Genomic DNA, 16,698 nt, shown 5'->3' on the forward strand with positions numbered 1-16,698 from the left:
TAAGGTGTCAAGCACAACCAGCAGGGGGCAGCCGTGACGATCGCCAGACGCGACAATCAGGATGGGACCGTCGGCCGTGCGCTGTCGGTGCTGGATCTGGTCGCCGATTTTGGCCGGCCCGTGCGGTTTTCCGAATTGCTGGCCCGCGCGGATTTGCCCAAGGCGACGCTGCACCGCTTTCTGCACAGCCTGACGAATCAGGGGATGCTGACCTTTGACGCGGACCGCCAGACCTATGCGCCGGGGCTGCGGCTGGTGCGTCTGGCCCATGCCGCTTGGGCGCAGTCCAGCCTTGCGCCGATTGCGTGCCGGGTGCTGGACCAACTGGCATGGGACACGGGCCACACCGTCCATCTGGCGCAGCTGGATTATGGCGCGGTGATCTATGTCGATAAACGCAACGCCGCGCAGCCCGTTGATATGTTTGCGCAATCGGGCAAGATCGGCCCGGCCTATTGCACCGGAGTGGGCAAGGCGATGCTGGCCTTTTTGCCCGATGATGCGCAGGCGCAGGCCATGGCGCAACAGGCGTTTTTTCCCCACACGCCGCAGACTTTGACCACGCCTGACGCGCTGCGCGCTGATCTGGCGCGGGTGCGCGCGCGGGGGTTTGCGGTCGATCAGCAGGAACATGAACCCGGCATCATCTGTCTGGCCGCGCCGATCCGGTCGGGGCAGGGGCGGGTGATTGGCGCGGTGTCCGTGACGGCGCAGGGCGATGACGCCGCGGCGCTGATCCCGCTGGCGCCCGTGGTGATGGACGCCGCCCGCGATATTGCCGACCTTGCCGCGACATGGCGGTTTCCCGAAATGCCGCAACCTGACCCAAGGAGCCTGAGATGAACCCCTCCCCCGACATAAACCTTGCCTTGGTGGGGTTGGGCGTTATTGCGCGCGCCCAGCATCTGCCCGCGATTGAGGCGACGGATGGGGTCACGCTGACCGCGATTGCCAGCCGCAATGCGGTGCTGGACGGCGTCGCGTCCTATCCCAACATCGCCGCGTTGCTGGATGCGCGCCCCGATGTGACCGCCGTGTCGCTGGCCACGCCGCCGCAGGGGCGGTTCGATCAGGCGCGCGCGGTGCTGGATGCGGGGCGGCATCTGATGCTGGAAAAACCGCCCGGAGCGACTCTGTCCGAAATCGACGCGCTGACCGATCTGGCGGCGGCGCGCGGGCTGACGGTCTTTGCGACATGGCATTCGCGCATGGCGGCGGGGGTGGATGCGGCGCGCGACTGGATCGCCGCGCGCGATCTGGCCGGGATCCGCATCACATGGCGCGAAGATGTCCGCAAATGGCATCCCGGCCAGGACTGGATCTGGCAGCCGGGCGGATTGGGCGTGTTTGATCCGGGCATCAACGCGCTGTCGATCCTGACCGATCTGGTCCCCGGCGTGGTGCTGCGCCGTGCCGATCTGACCGTGCCGCAGGGGCGCGCGACCCCCATTGCCGCCGATCTGGACATGCAGGCGGGCGATACCGCGATTTCGGCGCAATTCGACTGGCGCGAAACCGGGGACGAATTCTGGCAGATCGCCCTGACCGCGCGGGACGGGTCCACGGCGTTACTGGATCAGGGCGGGGCGCGGTTTGTCGCGGACGGCGTCGATCAGGCGGGCGAAAATCGCGAATATGCGCGACTTTACGCGCGGTTCCGGGATTTGATTGCGGCGGGGCGCAGCGATGTGGACCTGTCGCCGATGCGGTTGGTCGCGGATGCGTTTCTGACCGGCACCACCCACGAAACGGATGCTTTTTATGACTGAGACCATAGCAATCGCGCAACCCGGCGGGCTGTCGGCGGTTATCCTGCCCTTTGGCGCGACAGTTCACGCGCTGCATCTGCCGGACGGCACCGATGTTCTGGCGGGGCTGCCTGATCCGGCCGATCATGCCGATATTCGCAGCTATCGCGGCACGATTGTGGGCCGCTGGGCCGGGCGGCTGCCGGGGGCGACCTATCCCGACCCCGACACCGGCGAAACGGTGGCGCTGACCCCGAACCCCACGGGTCACAGCCAGCATGGCGGCCCGGACGGCTTTGACCGCCGTGTCTGGGATGTGGTGGACAGGACCGCCGATGCCGTCACCCTGCGGCTGATCAGCGATGACGGCGATCAGGGCTTTCCGGGCCGGGCCGAGGTCACCGCGCGTTATGCCATCAAAGCGGACGCGCTGATTATGGATTACCGCGTGACGGTGACGCGGCCCTGCCCGGTGTCGCTGACCAACCACGCCTTTTTTAACTTGGCGGGCGGCGGTCCCATTGGCGGGCATCAGTTGACCGTGATGACCGACCGCGCGCTGACGCCGGATGCGGATTTCATCGCCTCGACCAACCCCGAACCCGTCGAGGGAACCCCGCTGGATTTCCGCAGCCCGCGCGAATTGGGGCCGGTGATTGCCCATCCCGATCTGGCGTTTCTGGGGGGCTTGGATCACGCATTCTGGCTGGCCGATCAGATCACCGATCTGCGCCCCGTCGCGCGTCTGACTGACCCGGCCAGCGGGCGGTCGATGCTGGTGGAAACGAACCAGCCGATCCTGAACGTCTATACCGCGAACCGCCCCAAAGGCGGACGGCTGGACCCGCACGGCGCCATCTGTCTGGAACCGCATCTGTGGCCCAATGCGCCGAACCGGCCTGATTTCCCCGACTCGATCCTGCGCCCCGGCGCGGAATATCGCCACCTGACCCGCCTGTCATTCACTGGAATCCGCCCATGAAAATCACCGCTGTTGAAACCTTTATCGTCCCGCCTCGCTGGTGTTTCGTCAAAATCAGCACGGATGAAGGGATTTCCGGCTGGGGCGAACCCGTGCTGGAGGGCCGCGCCGCCACCGTCGCCGCCATGGTCGATGAGCTGGCCGATTACCTGATTGGCCGCGATCCGGGGCTGATCCAGGATCACTGGACGGTGATGTATCGCGGCGGGTTTTACCGCGGCGGCGGCGTGCATATGTCCGCGATTGCGGGCATTGATCAGGCGCTGTGGGACATCAAGGGCAAAGCTTTGGGCGTGCCGGTTCATTCCCTGCTGGGCGGGCAGCAACGCGACCGCATCCGCGTTTACAGCTGGATCGGCGGAGACCGTCCGGGCGACACCGCCCGTATGGCCCGCGACTGCGCCGATCGCGGCTTTACTGCCGTGAAAATGAACGGGACCGAGGAACTGCAATTCATCGACAGCCACGCCAAGGTGGACGCGGTTCTGGAGCGCGTTCAGGCGATCCGCGATGAAATGGGGCCGGATTTCGGCATCGGCATCGACTTTCACGGGCGGGTGCATCGCCCGATGGCCAAGGTGCTGGCGCGCGAGCTGGACCACTTCCGCCTGATGTTCATCGAAGAACCGGTGCTGTCCGAACATGCGGATGCGTTGCGCGAAATCGCCAACCACTGTTCGACCCCGATTGCGCTGGGCGAACGGTTGTATACCCGCTGGGATTTCCGCGACATTCTGACAGGGGGCTATGTGGACATCATTCAGCCCGACCCCAGCCATGCGGGCGGGATTACCGAAACCTATCGCATCGCCGCCATGGCCGAATCGCATGACGTGGCACTGGCGCTGCATTGCCCGCTGGGTCCGATTGCACTGGCGGCGAATCTGCAACTGGATGCGGTGTGTTACAACGCGTTCATTCAGGAACAATCGCTGGGGATTCACTATAATCAGGGGTCCGATCTGTTGGATTACCTGACCGACCGCAGCGTGTTTGAATATCGCGACGGGTTTGTGGCCATCCCCCAAGGCCCCGGTCTGGGGATTGACGTCAACGAAGACCGCGTTCGCGCCGCCGCCCAAGAAGGCCACCGTTGGCGCAACCCGGTCTGGCGTCACGCGGATGGCAGTTTTGCCGAATGGTAACGCGGTTGGGGGTGGTGGCGCGCGCCACCATCCCCGGTCAATCTTCGCGAAAGGCGCGGTTGAAATAATCCGCCAGCGGTTTGACCAGATAGGCCATCGGGCTGCGTTCGCCGGTCTGGATGAACACCTCGACCGGCATACCGGGGATCAGGGCCAGATCGCCCAGCTTTTCCAATTCATCCGGCAAGATCGTGACTTCGGTCCGGTAATAGGGCATCCGCGTCATCTCATCCAGCAGGGCATCGGCGGATACGCGGTCGATCTGGCCGTAAATTTCCGGCGTCGTGCGCGACGAAAAGGCCGAAAATCGCAGCGCGACCCGCTGGCCGATCTGGACTTCGTCGATATTGATCGTGGCCAGACGCGCGCCGATAATCAGCGGGCGATCCTGCGGGATCAGATACAACAGCGGTTCGGCGGGACGAATGACCGAACGCGGCGTTGTGACCTGCGTGTTATACACCACCCCCGACACCGGCGCGCGGATGTCCAGCCGGTCGATCTGTTCGATCAGACTGCGGCGGCGTTCGGCCAGTTCCAGTTCGCGAAAGCCCAGATCGCGCAATTCGGTTTCCGCCTGTTCGCGCCGTTCCGACGCTAAGCGCAGGCGCAGAATGTCCAGTTCGGTTTGCCGCGTTTCCGCCGCCGCGCGGTTGGCCTGCAATTCGCCCAGCGTGCCATCCAGACGCGCGGCTTCGCGTTGCAGGCTAAGCACGCGCGACGCCTGCGCCAACCCGCGATCGCGCAGGCTTTGCTGGTCGCGCAGTTCTTCGGCGATCAGGCCGCGCTGCGTTTCCAATGCGGCGGTTTGCGCGTCGATGCCGCTGATTTGTGCGGTGATCTGTTCGTGCTGCTTGCCCAGCTGTTCCAGCGATTGCCGCAGCGTGTCGCGGCGGGTTTCAAACAGGCTTTGCTGGCCCGCGACCAGATTTTCGACCGCCACCGATGTGCCTGCGGCGGCGTCCAGCTCGTCGGGAAAATCAATCGAGCTGCTGTCGGCGCGTTCCGCCTCCAGCCGGCCGCGGCGGGCCAGAATTTCGAAATACTGGCTTTCGACGATGGTGTGTTCGGTGCGCAAAAGCGTGCCATCCAAAGCGATCAGCAGATCACCGGCCTGCACCGCCTGACCTTCGGTGGCGGCGATGTCCAGCACGACACCGCCATCGGGATGCTGGACGATCTGGCGATGCTGTTCGACTTCGACCTGACCGCTGGCGACGACGGCGCCCTGAATGCGGGCCTGCGTGGACCAGACGCCAAAGCCGCCCAACAGCACCGCGATCCCGATCCCGCCCAGCAACAGCGAGCCGCGCACTGACCAGCGATTCGGGTCGGGCGGAGCGATCGGGGTCGGGGCCATCGGCGCGGCATGATGTTGGGGCGTCGGTTGCGGGTTTGGGGTGTTTTGGGTCATGCCACGCCTCCGCTGCGACCGGTTTCCTGGGCCTTTTTGATCTGGGCTGAATTCTGCACCGTTCCCTGCAGCACCTGATCGCGCGGGCCAAAGGCGCGACGCATCCCCTGATCCATCACCAGCAGCAATTCACATTCGCCAATGGCCGCCGGGCGGTGCGCCATGATCACCACGACGCCGCCTTGCGCTTTGATGCGGCGGATGGCGTGATTCAGCGCCTCGGACCCCTGATTATCAAGGTTGGAATTGGGTTCGTCCAGGACCAGCAAGACCGGATCGGTATAGAGCGCCCGCGCCAGACCGATGCGCTGAATCTGACCGCCCGAGAGGCGGCCTCCGGTCTGGCTGATATGGGTGTCATAGCCCTGTGGCAGGTCCAGAATCATCTGATGCGCAGCGGCGGCCTGTGCGGCGGCGACCACGCGGGCGGGGTCGGGTCTGGGCGACAGGCGGGCGATGTTTTCGGCAATCGTGCCGTCGAACAGCGTGACCTGTTGCGGCAGATAGCCGATCAGCGTTCCCAGAACATCGGGGTGGTATTGGTCCAGCGTCGCCCCGCCCAGACGGATGTGACCCGCAGCCGCAGGCCATGCGCCAATCAGCGCGCGCGCCAGCGTGGACTTCCCGGCACCCGACGGGCCGATGACGCCGACCGCCTGACCCGGACCCACCGCAAAGGACAGGCCGCGAAGTGTGGCCGAGGCGCTGCCCGGAGGGGCAACGGATAGCTGGTTCACCTCGATCCGGGCATCGGGGCGGGGCAGGTTGGTGCGTTCCTGATCCGGCGCGTGCCGCGACAGCAGGTTCGCCAGACGCGCCCAGCCGTCTTGCGCGGCCTGCACGGCGGGCCAGCCGCCCACCAGCTGATCCACAGGGGCAAGCGCGCGCCCCATCAGGATCGACCCCGCAATCATCGCACCCGGCGTCAGTTCATGCTGCAACACCAGCCACGCGCCGGCGGCCAGCATCGCGCTTTGCAAAAACAGGCGAAAGGTTTTGGAAAAGACGGTAAAGCCCTGCGACACATCCGCGCCGCGCACGCTGTGGACCTGCGCGTCTTCGCGTGCTTTGCGCCAGCGGGTATAGGTCGCGCCGCGCATGCCCAGGGCGCCGATCACCTCGCCTTCGTCGCGATAGAGGTCGGCCATCCGCTGCGCCTGCGCCGAGGACATCGCGGCGCGTTGCAGCGGCTGTTTGGTCATCCAGCGGTTGATCAGCGTGGCAAAGACCAGAATAATCCCGCCGATCAGCGCGACGACCCCCAGTAACGGGTGGAACATAAACACCGCGCCCAGAAAAATCGGCACCCATGGCAGGTCGAAGAAGGCCAGCATCACCGGCGATCCGATCATCCGCTGCACGCTGTCCAGATCGCGCATCCCGCTGGCGGCGGCGGCTGATTCGTCGCCGCGCACCGCGCCTTCGGCCAAGGCGGCGGTGAAGACGCGTCCCTCCATCTGGTCCTGAAAACGGGCGGCGACGCGCTGCATCACGCGCGACCGGGCCAGATCGACAATCCCCATCAGCAGAAACAAAAACACGACCAAAGCGAACATCGCGGCCAGCGTTTCTTCGGACTGAGACGCCAGAATGCGGTCATAGACCTGTAACATGAACAGCGGGCCGGTCAGCATCAGCAGGTTCACCGCGACCGAAAAGACCGCCACGGCGGCGAATAACCGCCATCCGGTGGCGCGCGCCCGTCGCAATTCGGCGTCGCCTGCGTTTGGAAATCTGCCCTTGGTCATGCCTTTGCCCTGTTTTGTCGTCGGTCTGTCTGCGGTTCTGGACCATGCCTTAGCACGCAAAAGTTATCAGAGCCTTACCCCAGACAAAAAAAAGTTCCGCTGTGGCTATGCGGTCCGTTTGGGGTGGTTTGCGCGAAAATTGCGGTTTTTCCCCTGACAATCGCGCGATTTTCGGCCCTTGGGTCTTTTGCGCGCGGCATTTTTCGCTATCCTGCGGGCAGATGGTTGAAAAGACCACAGCAATCGGGAACAACGCCGGGCAAAGCGGCGAAATGAATGGCAGGAGGCCAGAGCATGTTTACCACCACGCTGCGCGGCATGGGCGCGGGTTTGGTTCTGATCGCCGGGATCGGCACGGCGATGGCGCAGGAATCGACCAATGTTGTCGCGACGAATGACGCCTGGACGGTTTTCGCGGCGGATAATCCGCGTGAATGTTGGGCGGTGTCGCCGCCTCGGTCCAGCCAGAACACCCGCGGCGGGCAGCCGGTCGAGGTGTCGCGCGGGGACATTCGTTTGTATGTCGCCTATCGCCCCGGTCAGAATGGCGAAGTGTCGTTTACCGGCGGTTATCCCTTTGCCCCCGATTCAACGGTCGAGGTTGACGTGGGCGGGCGCAAATTCAACCTGTTCACCGAAGGCGAAAGCGCGTGGACCGGCAGCCCGTCCGACGATCAGGCGTTGATCGGGGCGCTGCGGGCGGGGTCAACCGTGGTTGTGACCGGTCGTTCGGCGCGCGGAACCACGACGAAAGACACGTTCAGCCTGATGGGGATCACGGCGGCGACCAACACCGCGCGGTCGCGCTGTCAGTAACGCGCCGGGGGCCAGCCCCCCACCAGCCCGCCCCACGGGGGCGGGCGTTCGACGGGATATTTCCGCACAGAAGAAGCAGGGGCCGTTGATTTTCGGCCCCGTTTCGCATATTTATGGGTCTTTCCGCCCAAAATACTGGTATGCCCATGTCTGCCCCGATTACTCAGGATGTTATGACCATCCCCCGCAAGCTGCCCGACACGGGCCGCGTGAATATCGTTGGCCTGACGCGGGACCAGTTGCGCGCCGCGTTGATCGAGGCGGGGACGCCTGAAAAGCAGGCCAAAATGCGGGTCGGCCAAGTGTGGCAGTGGGTGTATCACTGGGGCGTGCGCGATTTTGCCGAGATGACCAATCTGGCCAAGGATTACCGCGCGCTGCTGGCCGAACGGTTTGATATTGCCTTGCCCGAGGTCGTGACTCGTCAGGTCAGCGCCGATGGCACGCGCAAATATCTGCTGCGCATCGCTGGCGGGCATGAGGTCGAAACCGTTTACATCCCCGAAGAAGGGCGCGGGACGTTGTGTGTCTCCAGTCAGGTGGGCTGCACGCTGACCTGTTCGTTCTGTCACACCGGCACGCAGAAACTGGTGCGCAACCTGACGGCGGGGGAAATCGTCGGTCAGTTGATGCTGGCGCGCGATGATCTGGGCGAATGGCCGCAACCCGGTGCGCCCAAGGATGAAACCCGTCTGGTCAGCAATCTGGTGCTGATGGGCATGGGTGAGCCGCTGTATAATTTCGACAATGTGCGCGATGCGATGCAGGTGGTGATGGATGGCGAAGGGCTGTCGCTGTCGCGGCGCCGCATCACTTTGTCCACCAGCGGCGTGGTTCCCGAAATCGCCCGCACGGCCGAGGAAATCGGCTGTCTGCTGGCCGTGTCGTTCCACGCCACCACCGATCCGGTGCGCGATCAGTTGGTGCCGATCAACAAACGCTGGAATATTGAAACCTTGCTGAACGCGCTGCGGGATTATCCGCGTTTGTCGAACAGCGAACGGATCACCTTTGAATATGTGATGCTGGACGGGGTGAATGACAGCGATGCGGATGCGCGGCGTCTGGTCAAATTGATCGCGGGGATTCCGGCGAAAATCAACCTGATCCCGTTCAATGAATGGCCCGGCGCGCCCTATAAGCGGTCCAGCTGGGAACGGATCGAGGCGTTTGCCGACATCATCTATAAGGCCGGTTACGCCAGCCCCATTCGCACCCCGCGCGGCGAAGACATTATGGCGGCCTGTGGTCAGTTGAAATCCGCGACCGAACGCGGGCGCAAAACCGCCGCCCAGATCGCGGCTGAGGCGGCGCAGCAGTAACGAAACCCCCCGCAGCCGGTCGCGCCCGCTGCGGGGGTTTTCGTTACGTCCAGTCGTCGATCACCTGCACCGCCTGATCCGCGGTTTCGACATATGTGAACAGGTCCAGATCTTCGGGGCTGATGGTGCCGGTTTCGGCCAAGGCGTCCCAGTTCAGGATGCTGTCCCAGAATTCGCGGCCAAACAGCAAAATCGGGATGCGCGCCATGCGGCGGGTCTGAATCAGGGTCAGCGTTTCAAACAATTCGTCCAGCGTGCCAAAGCCGCCCGGAAACACCGTGATCGCCCGCGCGCGCATCAGGAAATGCATTTTCCGCACGGCGAAGTAGTGGAAATTGAACGACAAATCCGGCGTGACATATTCGTTCGGTGCCTGTTCATGCGGCAGCACAATGCCCAGACCGATGGAATCGCCGCCCGCATCGACGGCGCCGCGATTGCCGGCCTCCATCACGCCGGGGCCGCCGCCGGTGCAGATGACGTAATCGCGCCCGCCCGTGGTCAGGCTGCGCTGCGTCATCAGGCGGGCGAATGCGCGGGCCTCGTCGTAATATTTCGACAGCGCGGCCATGGTGGGGGTGCGCGCGGTATGCGCCTGATCGGGCGACGGGATGCGCGCGCCGCCGAACATCACGACGGTGGATTCAATGCCGCGTTCATCCATCAGCATCTGCGGTTTCAGCAATTCCAGCTGCAACCGCACCGGGCGCAATTCCGGGCGCGTCAGAAATTCGCGGTCGGTATAGGCCAGACGATAGGCGGGCGCGCGGGTCTGGGGCGTGTCGGGGGTGCGATCGGCGCGGGCGGCGTCTTCGTCGCTGTGGGGGAAGGTGTGGGCGCGGTCGTCCTCGGAGATGTCGGTCATGGGCGGTCCTTGTTGCTGCGGATTGCGCGGGCTTTGCCTGATGCTTATAGCCACAGGGGAACAGATGCCACCCGCGAAGGAAATACCCCAATGACCACCGATCTTGAATCCGCCATCGAATCCGCATGGGATGCCCGCGACGACATCACATCGGCCACCACCGGCCCGGTGCGCGATGCCGTGGACGAAACCCTGCGCCAATTGGACAGCGGCACCCTGCGCGTGGCCGAAAAGCGCGGCGATGACTGGCATGTGAACCAGTGGGCGAAAAAGGCCGTGCTGCTGTCGTTCCGCCTGAACGACATGGAGGAAATGTCCGGCGGTCCCCAAGGCAGCAACTGGTGGGACAAAGTGGACAGCAAGTTTAAGGGCTGGTCCGATGCCGATTGGCGCGCAGCCGGGTTCCGCGCGGTGCCGGGCGCGATTGTGCGCCGCAGCGCCTATATCGCCAAGGGCGCGGTGCTGATGCCGTCATTCGTCAACCTTGGCGCGCATGTCGGCGAAGGCACGATGGTGGACACCTGGGCCACGGTCGGTTCCTGCGCGCAAATCGGGCGCAACGTCCATCTGTCGGGCGGCGTCGGTATTGGCGGCGTGCTGGAACCGCTGCAAGCTGGCCCCACCATCATCGAAGATAACTGCTTCATCGGCGCCCGGTCCGAGGTGGTCGAGGGCTGCATCATCCGCGAAGGCTCGGTTCTGGGCATGGGCGTTTACATCGGCCAATCGACGAAAATCGTGGACCGCGACACCGGGCAGGTGATGTATGGCGAAGTTCCCGCCGGGTCCGTCGTCGTGTCGGGGTCGATGCCGTCGAAAAACGGCGTCAGCCTGTATTGTGCCGTCATCGTGAAACGGGTGGACGCAAAAACGCGGTCGAAAACATCCGTCAACGAATTGCTGCGCGATTGATGCGGATGCGCCTGCCCTTTGGGGCGGGCGTTTTTCATATGGGGGATGCGATGCTGCGACGACTGGGACGGATCGCCTGTTTGGCCGCGCCGGTGGCGGCTGTGGCGCAGGACATTGTGGACGCGACCGACCCGGACGTGATCCTGAACCTGATGCGAGGCTTCGGCTCGGCCCGGTTGGGGGTGGACGCTATCGGCGATCCCAAAATCGAGGGCCGGATTGATGGCATCCCCTATATCTTGTTCTTCAATAACTGCACGGAAAACCGCGATTGCAAAGCGGTGCAGTTTTATACCTATTGGACCAATGTCGGTGACATCACCGCTGATCATCTGACACTTGGAACCGGGAAAAGCGGTTTGCCCGCGCCTGTCTGGACGGGGACGGCGACCCGGTGTTGATGATGGACATTAATCTGGATCATGGCACCACGCGCCGCAATCTGGAAGACAGTTTCGACTGGTGGCAGGTGCTGTTGCCCATGTTCCGCGATTATCTGAGGGAACAGCAATGACGCTGTATATCGACGCCGACGCCTGCCCGGTGAAGGGTGAATGTGAACGGGTCGCCACGCGGCTGCGGGTGCCGATGGTGTTGGTGTGCAATGGCGGGCTGCGCCTGTCGGAAAATCCGCTGGTGACGGTGCAGATCGTGGCCAGTGGCCCGGACGTGGCCGATATGTGGATCGCGGAACGCTGCGGTCCGGGCGATGTCGTCGTGACGGCGGATTTGCCGCTGGCCGATCGCTGCCTGAAGGCCGGGGCGGCGGTGATCCAGCATGACGGGCAGGTGCTGACGGCGGCCAATATCGGCCCGCGTCTGGCCACGCGCGACCTGATGGCCGACATCCGCGCCGCAAACCCATTCCATCAGGGCGGAGGCGCGGCCTTTTCCCGCGCCGACCGGGCGCGGTTTCTGCAATCGCTGGATCGTGTGCTGGGCGCGGTCAGTCGGGCTTGATCTTCGCCGCCCGACCGCCCGCAAAGGCCGCCAGCCGTTCGCGCGCGGCGTCCTGCGTGTTCACCACCCCCGCGACCACCGATTCGGCATAGGCGGCGTCAAGCGCGCTCATATTCTGCATATGGCTGATGGCGCTGCAAATCGCGAAATTGGACAGAGGCGGGTTCGCTGCTGCGGCGCGGGCGATGTCCCACGCTTTGGCCGCCGGGTCATCGACCAGATACTGACACAGGCCGACATTCACGGCCTCGTCCCCGCGATAGAGACGCCCCGACAGCATCATGTCGATCATCCGCGCTTTGCCGATCAGATCGGCCACGCGGATCGTCGCGCCGCCGCCGGTGAACAAGCCGCGCTGCCCTTTGGGCAGGCCAAAATAGGTGTCCGGCCCCGCCACGCGAATATGCGCGGCGGATGCCAGTTCCAGACCGCCGCCTACGACCGCGCCCTGCAACACGGCGATGACGGGAACGCCGCCATATTCCATTTTGTTAAACGCTTCGTGCCAGCGCAGGCAGACCTGCATAAAATCGCTGGCCGACCGGTTTTCGCGGTGATGTTCGACCAAATCCAGACCGGCGCAAAAATGATCGCCCTTGGCCTGCAAAATCGCGGCGCGGATCCCGGCGCGGGGCAGGGTGGTGAACACATCCACCAATTCGTCAATCGTCGCCAAATCCAGTGCGTTGCGTTTGTCGGGCCGGTTCAGCGTGACGGTGGCGATGCCGTCCGCGTCCACATCCAGCAACAGATTGGTCAGGTTCAGATCGTCGATGCTGCGCATGGTTTTCCCCCTTTAGATGCCGATCAGGACCATCACCAGCGGGATGGTCAGAATACTAAGCGCGGTCGAAATCAGGATCGCCGCTGAAACGCGCTGCTGGCCGATGCCGAAAAACTGCGCCAGCATATAGACATTCCCGGCCACAGGCAGCGCCGCCGCCACGATCATGACACCGGCGGCAAAGGGTTCAACCCCAAACGCCAAGGCCAAGCCCCCAACCGCCAGCGGATGCAGCGCCAGTTTCGCCCCCGATATTGCGGCGGCCGAGGGCAGGTTTTCAATCCGCCGCCCGGCCAGCCCCGCGCCAATGGCAAACAACGCGCCGGGGGTGGCGGCGGCACCCAGCAGGGCCAGAAACTCGGCCGCGGGGGCGGGCATCGGCACATCCGCCGCGCCCCAGATCAGCCCCGCGCCCATGGACAAAACCATCGGGTTAGACGCCACGCCGCGCAGCACCGGACCCATGGCGGACAGGCGCAACCCGCCATGACGCAGCGCATTAATGATCAATGTGAAAAACGTGGCAAAGACCACCATATCGATGGTCAGCACCAACAGCACCGGCCCCGCCGCCGCCGGTCCCAGCAGCGCCACCAACATCGGCACGCCCAGAAAGCCGGTATTGCCGGACATGGCGGCATGGGCGGTCATCGCGGCGTCACGCATATCCGCACCCCGCGCTCGCGCCGCGCCGATCACCACAGCCCAGACCAGCATCGTGCCAATCACATAAGCCGCGACAAATCGCGCATCAAACAGCGCGCCAATATCCACGCCCGCCGCGAACCGAAACAGCATCGCCGACAGCGCGAAATAGAACACGAATTTCGTCAGCCACACCGCACCTTCGGCGGGGAACAGCCGCAGCCGCGCGGCCAGCCAGCCGGTCGCGATCACCCCAAAAAAGGGCAGAGTCTTCAGAAAAATCTCAAGCATCTGCCGGTTTCTTCTGTGCAAAAATACTCATATCGCGACCTGTCGGCGGGCGGTCAGGTTGCCGATCCCACACCCCCGGCGGCAATCGCGGCCATGTTCAGAATGTCGCTGACGGTGGAATTGGTCGAACAAATCTGAATGGGCTTGGATACGCCGGTCAGGATCGGGCCGATGACGGTCGCGCCCGCCATTTCCTGCAACAGCTTGACCGAAATCGACGCCGAATGACGCGCCGGCACCACCAGCACATTCGCAGGCCCCGACAGCCGGCTGAAGGGATAGCGCGCCGCCGCCTCCATATTCAGCGCCACATCGACGGTCATTTCGCCTTCGTATTCGAAATCCGCGCCGCGCGCGTCCAGAACATGGCTGGCCTGCGCCATTTTCGACGCGCGTTCGCTGACCGGATAGCCAAAGTTCGAAAACGACAGGAACGCCACGCGCGGGTCCAGACCCAATTCACGGGCCACGGCGGCGCCTCGGGTGGCGATATTGGCCAGATCTTCGGGTTCGGGCCATTCGTGAACCAGCGTGTCGCCCATCAGCACGATGCGGCCTTTGTGCAGCAGGGCGGTGATGCCCACCACGTCATCTTGGGGGCGGACATCGAACACATGGCCGATCTGCGCCAGAACGGGCGCGTTCTTTTTCGTGGCCCCCGTCACCAGCCCGTCGCCATGCCCATGCGCCAGCATCAGCGCGGCAAAGATATGACGGTCGCGCCGCGCCAGTTTCAGCGCATCGTCGCGATCCACGCCCTGACGTTGCAGGCGCTGATACAGAAATTCGTGATAGGCGTCCAAATGCCGCGTGTTGTGCGAATTGACGACGGTGATTTCCCGATAGGCGTCGCCCAGACCCAGCGTTTCCAGATCGGCGCGCACCTCGTCTTCGCGGCCCACGACCAGCGATTGCCCCATGCCGCCACGGCTCCAGGCGACGGCGGCGCGCAGGACGCGGGGATCGTCGCCTTCGGCAAAGATCATGCGTGCCTGTTTCTGACGCGCGCGGGCGTGGATGCCCTGCAAAATGGCGGCAGTCGGGTCCATGCGGTTTTTCAGCGACTGGACATAGCCGTCCATGTCGATGATCGGGCGACGGGCCGCGCCGGTGTCCATGCCCGCACGCGCGACGGCGGGCGGGATCACATGGATCAGGCGCGGATCAAACGGCGTCGGGATGATGTAATCGCGCCCGAATTGCAGTTTGCGGCCATAGGCTATGGCGACTTCGTCTGGCACATCTTCGCGCGCCAGTTCGGCCAAAGCGCGCGCGCAGGCGATTTTCATGTCGTCATTGATCGCGCGGGCGTTGATGTCCAAGGCACCCCGGAACAGATAGGGGAAGCCCAGCACGTTGTTCACCTGATTGGGGTAATCGCTGCGCCCGGTGGCGACGATGGCGTCGGGGCGGACGGCGTGCGCGTCTTCGGGGGTGATTTCGGGATCGGGGTTGGCCATGGCAAAGATGACCGGGTTTTCCGCCATGCTTTCGACCATGGCCTGCGTCACCGCGCCCTTGGCCGACACGCCCAGAAACACATCCGCGCCACGCATCGCGTCATCCAGACTGCGGGCGTCCGTCACGACGGCATGGGCGGATTTCCATTGGTTCATGCCTTCAGTCCGGCCCTGATAGATCACGCCTTTGGTGTCGCACATGATGCAGTTTTCGTGCCGCGCGCCCATGGCTTTCAGCAGCTCCAGACAGGCGATGCCCGCTGCCCCCGCGCCATTGAGGACGATTTTCACATCCTCGATCCGTTTGCCGGACAGTTCCAATGCGTTCAGCAACCCGGCGGCGCAGATCACGGCGGTGCCGTGCTGGTCGTCGTGGAACACGGGGATGTCCATCAGTTCCTTCAGGCGCTGTTCGATGATGAAACATTCGGGCGCCTTGATGTCCTCAAGGTTAATGCCGCCGAAGGTCGGCCCCATCAGACGCACGGCGTTGATGATGGCGTCGGGGTCTTCGGTGTCCAGTTCAATGTCGATGGCGTTCACATCGGCAAAGCGTTTGAACAGAACCGCCTTACCCTCCATCACGGGTTTGCTGGCCAAGGCACCCAGATTGCCCAGTCCCAGAATGGCCGTGCCGTTGGAAATGACGGCCACCAGATTGCCCTTGGTCGTGTAATCATAGGCGGTTTCAGGACGTTCGGCGATGGCCTCGACCGGGACGGCGACGCCGGGGGAATAGGCCAGCGACAAATCGCGCTGCGTGGTCATGGGGGTGGATGGCACCACATCAAACTTACCGGGGCGCGGCTCCATATGATAGGCCAGTGCCTCTTCGGGTGTGATGCGGGCTTTGCGGTCGTTTTGATTGGTCATGTCGTTTTCCCCCGGTCTGACGCAATATCCTTAGCGCGGGGTCGGGGGACGCTCAACCGTATTCGCGGGGCTGGCGCGGGGGGGGCAAAGTCCCTATACCTGCGTAACCCGATCAAGATTTCGCCCCCGGACGCGGCCATGATTACGCAGAAAATGAAATACGCGCTGAAAGCCCTGCTGGTTCTGGGGGATGAGGCCGCGCGCGACCATCCCGAACCCCTGACCATCGAAACCATTGCCCAGCGGTCCGGCACGCCGAAACGGTTTCTGGAACAGATTCTGTTGGAGATTCGCAATGCCGGGCTGGTGGCATCCATTCGCGGGCGGTCGGGCGGATACAGCCTGATTAAACCCCCGGCCGAGGTGTCCATTTCCGAATTGCTGCGCCTGATCGACGGCCCCATTGCGCCGCTGCCCTGCCTGTCGCGCCGCGCCTATCAGCGGTGCGAAGACTGCACGGACGAAGCCACCTGCCGCCTGCGCAAAGTCTTTGCCGAAGTGTTCTGGTCCTATCTGCTGCTGATCGAATCCCTGACGCTGGAAGATATGTTGGGGTCCGATCAGATTTCGAATCAGATCGTTGGCATTTGATATTTTCTGTTGATCCGGGTGCAAAAAACGAAATTCCCTAATCACGACCAAAATTGACGTAATTTTTTTGTTGCCAATAACGACTTGTTCTGTCGTTATTGCGGTAATTGGCAAGCGACGCTGCCGTTCAGAAAAAGGGATC

Annotated in this window: 17 protein-coding genes; 11 read left to right on the top strand and 6 right to left on the bottom strand. The window is 63.6% G+C overall.

The window, feature by feature from the left end:
• The first annotated feature begins 33 nt into the window (after nt 1-33).
• The 4 genes from Q4G20_RS10025 to dgoD are packed head-to-tail and all read left to right on the top strand — an operon-like array spanning nt 34 to nt 3,875.
• Nucleotides 34-843, top strand: a complete 810-nt coding sequence (locus Q4G20_RS10025; protein WP_303343306.1) for an IclR family transcriptional regulator — start codon at nt 34-36, stop codon at nt 841-843.
• Nucleotides 840-1,769 (top strand): Gfo/Idh/MocA family protein, encoded by a 930-nt coding sequence (locus Q4G20_RS10030; protein ID WP_303343307.1) that lies wholly within the window; start codon nt 840-842, stop codon nt 1,767-1,769. The genes Q4G20_RS10025 and Q4G20_RS10030 overlap by 4 nt, the downstream gene beginning before the upstream one ends.
• On the top strand, nt 1,762-2,730 hold the full coding sequence (locus Q4G20_RS10035) for an aldose epimerase family protein (RefSeq protein ID WP_303343308.1): 969 nt from the start codon (nt 1,762-1,764) through the stop codon (nt 2,728-2,730). Before Q4G20_RS10030 ends, Q4G20_RS10035 begins: the two co-directional genes overlap by 8 nt.
• Entirely contained in the window at nt 2,727-3,875 is a 1,149-nt protein-coding gene (dgoD, locus tag Q4G20_RS10040; protein ID WP_303343309.1) for a galactonate dehydratase, read from the top strand. The genes Q4G20_RS10035 and dgoD overlap by 4 nt, the downstream gene beginning before the upstream one ends.
• Before the next feature lie 37 nt (nt 3,876-3,912).
• On the opposite strand, the gene Q4G20_RS10045 is transcribed toward dgoD, so the two are convergent.
• Both Q4G20_RS10045 and Q4G20_RS10050 read right to left on the bottom strand, forming a co-directional pair.
• Complete coding sequence (locus Q4G20_RS10045) at nt 3,913-5,220, bottom strand: HlyD family type I secretion periplasmic adaptor subunit (RefSeq protein WP_303343419.1); 1,308 nt, start codon at nt 5,218-5,220, stop codon at nt 3,913-3,915.
• Between the two features lie 65 nt (nt 5,221-5,285).
• Nucleotides 5,286-7,037, bottom strand: a complete 1,752-nt coding sequence (locus Q4G20_RS10050; protein WP_303343310.1) for a type I secretion system permease/ATPase — start codon at nt 7,035-7,037, stop codon at nt 5,286-5,288.
• 294 nt (nt 7,038-7,331) lie between these two features.
• Between Q4G20_RS10050 and Q4G20_RS10055 the strand changes: the two genes are divergently transcribed.
• Together Q4G20_RS10055 and rlmN are read left to right on the top strand one after the other, a co-directional pair.
• Nucleotides 7,332-7,853 (top strand): invasion associated locus B family protein, encoded by a 522-nt coding sequence (locus Q4G20_RS10055; protein ID WP_303343311.1) that lies wholly within the window; start codon nt 7,332-7,334, stop codon nt 7,851-7,853.
• Nucleotides 7,854-7,993: 140 nt separating this feature from the next.
• The gene (rlmN, locus tag Q4G20_RS10060) at nt 7,994-9,175 is read left to right on the top strand and encodes a 23S rRNA (adenine(2503)-C(2))-methyltransferase RlmN (protein ID WP_303343312.1); all 1,182 of its coding nucleotides are present in this window, start codon (nt 7,994-7,996) and stop codon (nt 9,173-9,175) included.
• A gap of 43 nt (nt 9,176-9,218) precedes the next feature.
• Here rlmN and Q4G20_RS10065 read toward each other — a convergent pair whose 3' ends face one another.
• Complete coding sequence (locus tag Q4G20_RS10065; RefSeq protein WP_303343313.1) at nt 9,219-10,040, bottom strand: LOG family protein; 822 nt, start codon at nt 10,038-10,040, stop codon at nt 9,219-9,221.
• 90 nt (nt 10,041-10,130) lie between these two features.
• Between Q4G20_RS10065 and dapD the strand changes: the two genes are divergently transcribed.
• From dapD to Q4G20_RS10085, 4 genes are read left to right on the top strand one after another with little or no spacing between them, the layout of a single operon-like run.
• Nucleotides 10,131-10,952: a 2,3,4,5-tetrahydropyridine-2,6-dicarboxylate N-succinyltransferase gene (dapD, locus tag Q4G20_RS10070; RefSeq protein ID WP_303343314.1), complete on the top strand. Its 822-nt coding sequence runs from the start codon at nt 10,131-10,133 to the stop codon at nt 10,950-10,952.
• A gap of 50 nt (nt 10,953-11,002) precedes the next feature.
• Nucleotides 11,003-11,353, top strand: a complete 351-nt coding sequence (locus Q4G20_RS10075; RefSeq protein WP_303343315.1) for a hypothetical protein — start codon at nt 11,003-11,005, stop codon at nt 11,351-11,353.
• On the top strand, nt 11,347-11,466 hold the full coding sequence (locus Q4G20_RS10080; protein WP_303343316.1) for a hypothetical protein: 120 nt from the start codon (nt 11,347-11,349) through the stop codon (nt 11,464-11,466). The genes Q4G20_RS10075 and Q4G20_RS10080 overlap by 7 nt, the downstream gene beginning before the upstream one ends.
• Nucleotides 11,463-11,912 carry a YaiI/YqxD family protein gene (locus Q4G20_RS10085; RefSeq protein WP_303343317.1) on the top strand — a complete coding sequence of 150 codons (450 nt, stop codon included), beginning with the start codon at nt 11,463-11,465 and terminating at the stop codon, nt 11,910-11,912. Before Q4G20_RS10080 ends, Q4G20_RS10085 begins: the two co-directional genes overlap by 4 nt.
• Here Q4G20_RS10085 and Q4G20_RS10090 read toward each other — a convergent pair.
• From Q4G20_RS10090 to Q4G20_RS10100, 3 genes are read right to left on the bottom strand one after another with little or no spacing between them, the layout of a single operon-like run.
• Nucleotides 11,899-12,696 (bottom strand): crotonase/enoyl-CoA hydratase family protein, encoded by a 798-nt coding sequence (locus Q4G20_RS10090; protein ID WP_303343318.1) that lies wholly within the window; start codon nt 12,694-12,696, stop codon nt 11,899-11,901. The genes Q4G20_RS10085 and Q4G20_RS10090 overlap by 14 nt on opposite strands.
• Before the next feature lie 12 nt (nt 12,697-12,708).
• The gene (locus tag Q4G20_RS10095; protein WP_303343319.1) at nt 12,709-13,632 is read right to left on the bottom strand and encodes an AEC family transporter; all 924 of its coding nucleotides are present in this window, start codon (nt 13,630-13,632) and stop codon (nt 12,709-12,711) included.
• A gap of 53 nt (nt 13,633-13,685) precedes the next feature.
• Nucleotides 13,686-15,965, bottom strand: coding sequence for an NADP-dependent malic enzyme (locus Q4G20_RS10100; protein WP_303343320.1), 2,280 nt, complete (start codon nt 15,963-15,965; stop codon nt 13,686-13,688).
• Nucleotides 15,966-16,103: 138 nt separating this feature from the next.
• Between Q4G20_RS10100 and Q4G20_RS10105 the strand changes: the two genes are divergently transcribed.
• Entirely contained in the window at nt 16,104-16,556 is a 453-nt protein-coding gene (locus tag Q4G20_RS10105; protein ID WP_303343321.1) for an Rrf2 family transcriptional regulator, read from the top strand.
• Nucleotides 16,557-16,698 lie beyond the last annotated feature (142 nt).

The sequence above is a fragment of the Paracoccus sp. (in: a-proteobacteria) genome (assembly GCF_030538495.1).
GTDB lineage: Bacteria > Pseudomonadota > Alphaproteobacteria > Rhodobacterales > Rhodobacteraceae > Paracoccus.

What these genes read in the sequence shown, in the direction of transcription:
- Q4G20_RS10030 (WP_303343307.1), top strand. Translation starts at nt 840, where the DNA reads ATGAACCCCTCCCCCGACATAAACCTTGCCTTGGTGGGGTTGGGCGTT.
- Q4G20_RS10035 (WP_303343308.1), top strand. Translation starts at nt 1,762, where the DNA reads ATGACTGAGACCATAGCAATCGCGCAACCCGGCGGGCTGTCGGCGGTT.
- dgoD (WP_303343309.1), top strand. Translation starts at nt 2,727, where the DNA reads ATGAAAATCACCGCTGTTGAAACCTTTATCGTCCCGCCTCGCTGGTGT.
- Q4G20_RS10050 (WP_303343310.1), bottom strand. Translation starts at nt 7,037, where the DNA reads ATGACCAAGGGCAGATTTCCAAACGCAGGCGACGCCGAATTGCGACGG.
- Q4G20_RS10055 (WP_303343311.1), top strand. Translation starts at nt 7,332, where the DNA reads ATGTTTACCACCACGCTGCGCGGCATGGGCGCGGGTTTGGTTCTGATC.
- rlmN (WP_303343312.1), top strand. Translation starts at nt 7,994, where the DNA reads ATGCCCATGTCTGCCCCGATTACTCAGGATGTTATGACCATCCCCCGC.
- Q4G20_RS10065 (WP_303343313.1), bottom strand. Translation starts at nt 10,040, where the DNA reads ATGACCGACATCTCCGAGGACGACCGCGCCCACACCTTCCCCCACAGC.
- dapD (WP_303343314.1), top strand. Translation starts at nt 10,131, where the DNA reads ATGACCACCGATCTTGAATCCGCCATCGAATCCGCATGGGATGCCCGC.
- Q4G20_RS10075 (WP_303343315.1), top strand. Translation starts at nt 11,003, where the DNA reads ATGCTGCGACGACTGGGACGGATCGCCTGTTTGGCCGCGCCGGTGGCG.
- Q4G20_RS10085 (WP_303343317.1), top strand. Translation starts at nt 11,463, where the DNA reads ATGACGCTGTATATCGACGCCGACGCCTGCCCGGTGAAGGGTGAATGT.
- Q4G20_RS10090 (WP_303343318.1), bottom strand. Translation starts at nt 12,696, where the DNA reads ATGCGCAGCATCGACGATCTGAACCTGACCAATCTGTTGCTGGATGTG.
- Q4G20_RS10095 (WP_303343319.1), bottom strand. Translation starts at nt 13,632, where the DNA reads ATGCTTGAGATTTTTCTGAAGACTCTGCCCTTTTTTGGGGTGATCGCG.
- Q4G20_RS10100 (WP_303343320.1), bottom strand. Translation starts at nt 15,965, where the DNA reads ATGACCAATCAAAACGACCGCAAAGCCCGCATCACACCCGAAGAGGCA.
- Q4G20_RS10105 (WP_303343321.1), top strand. Translation starts at nt 16,104, where the DNA reads ATGATTACGCAGAAAATGAAATACGCGCTGAAAGCCCTGCTGGTTCTG.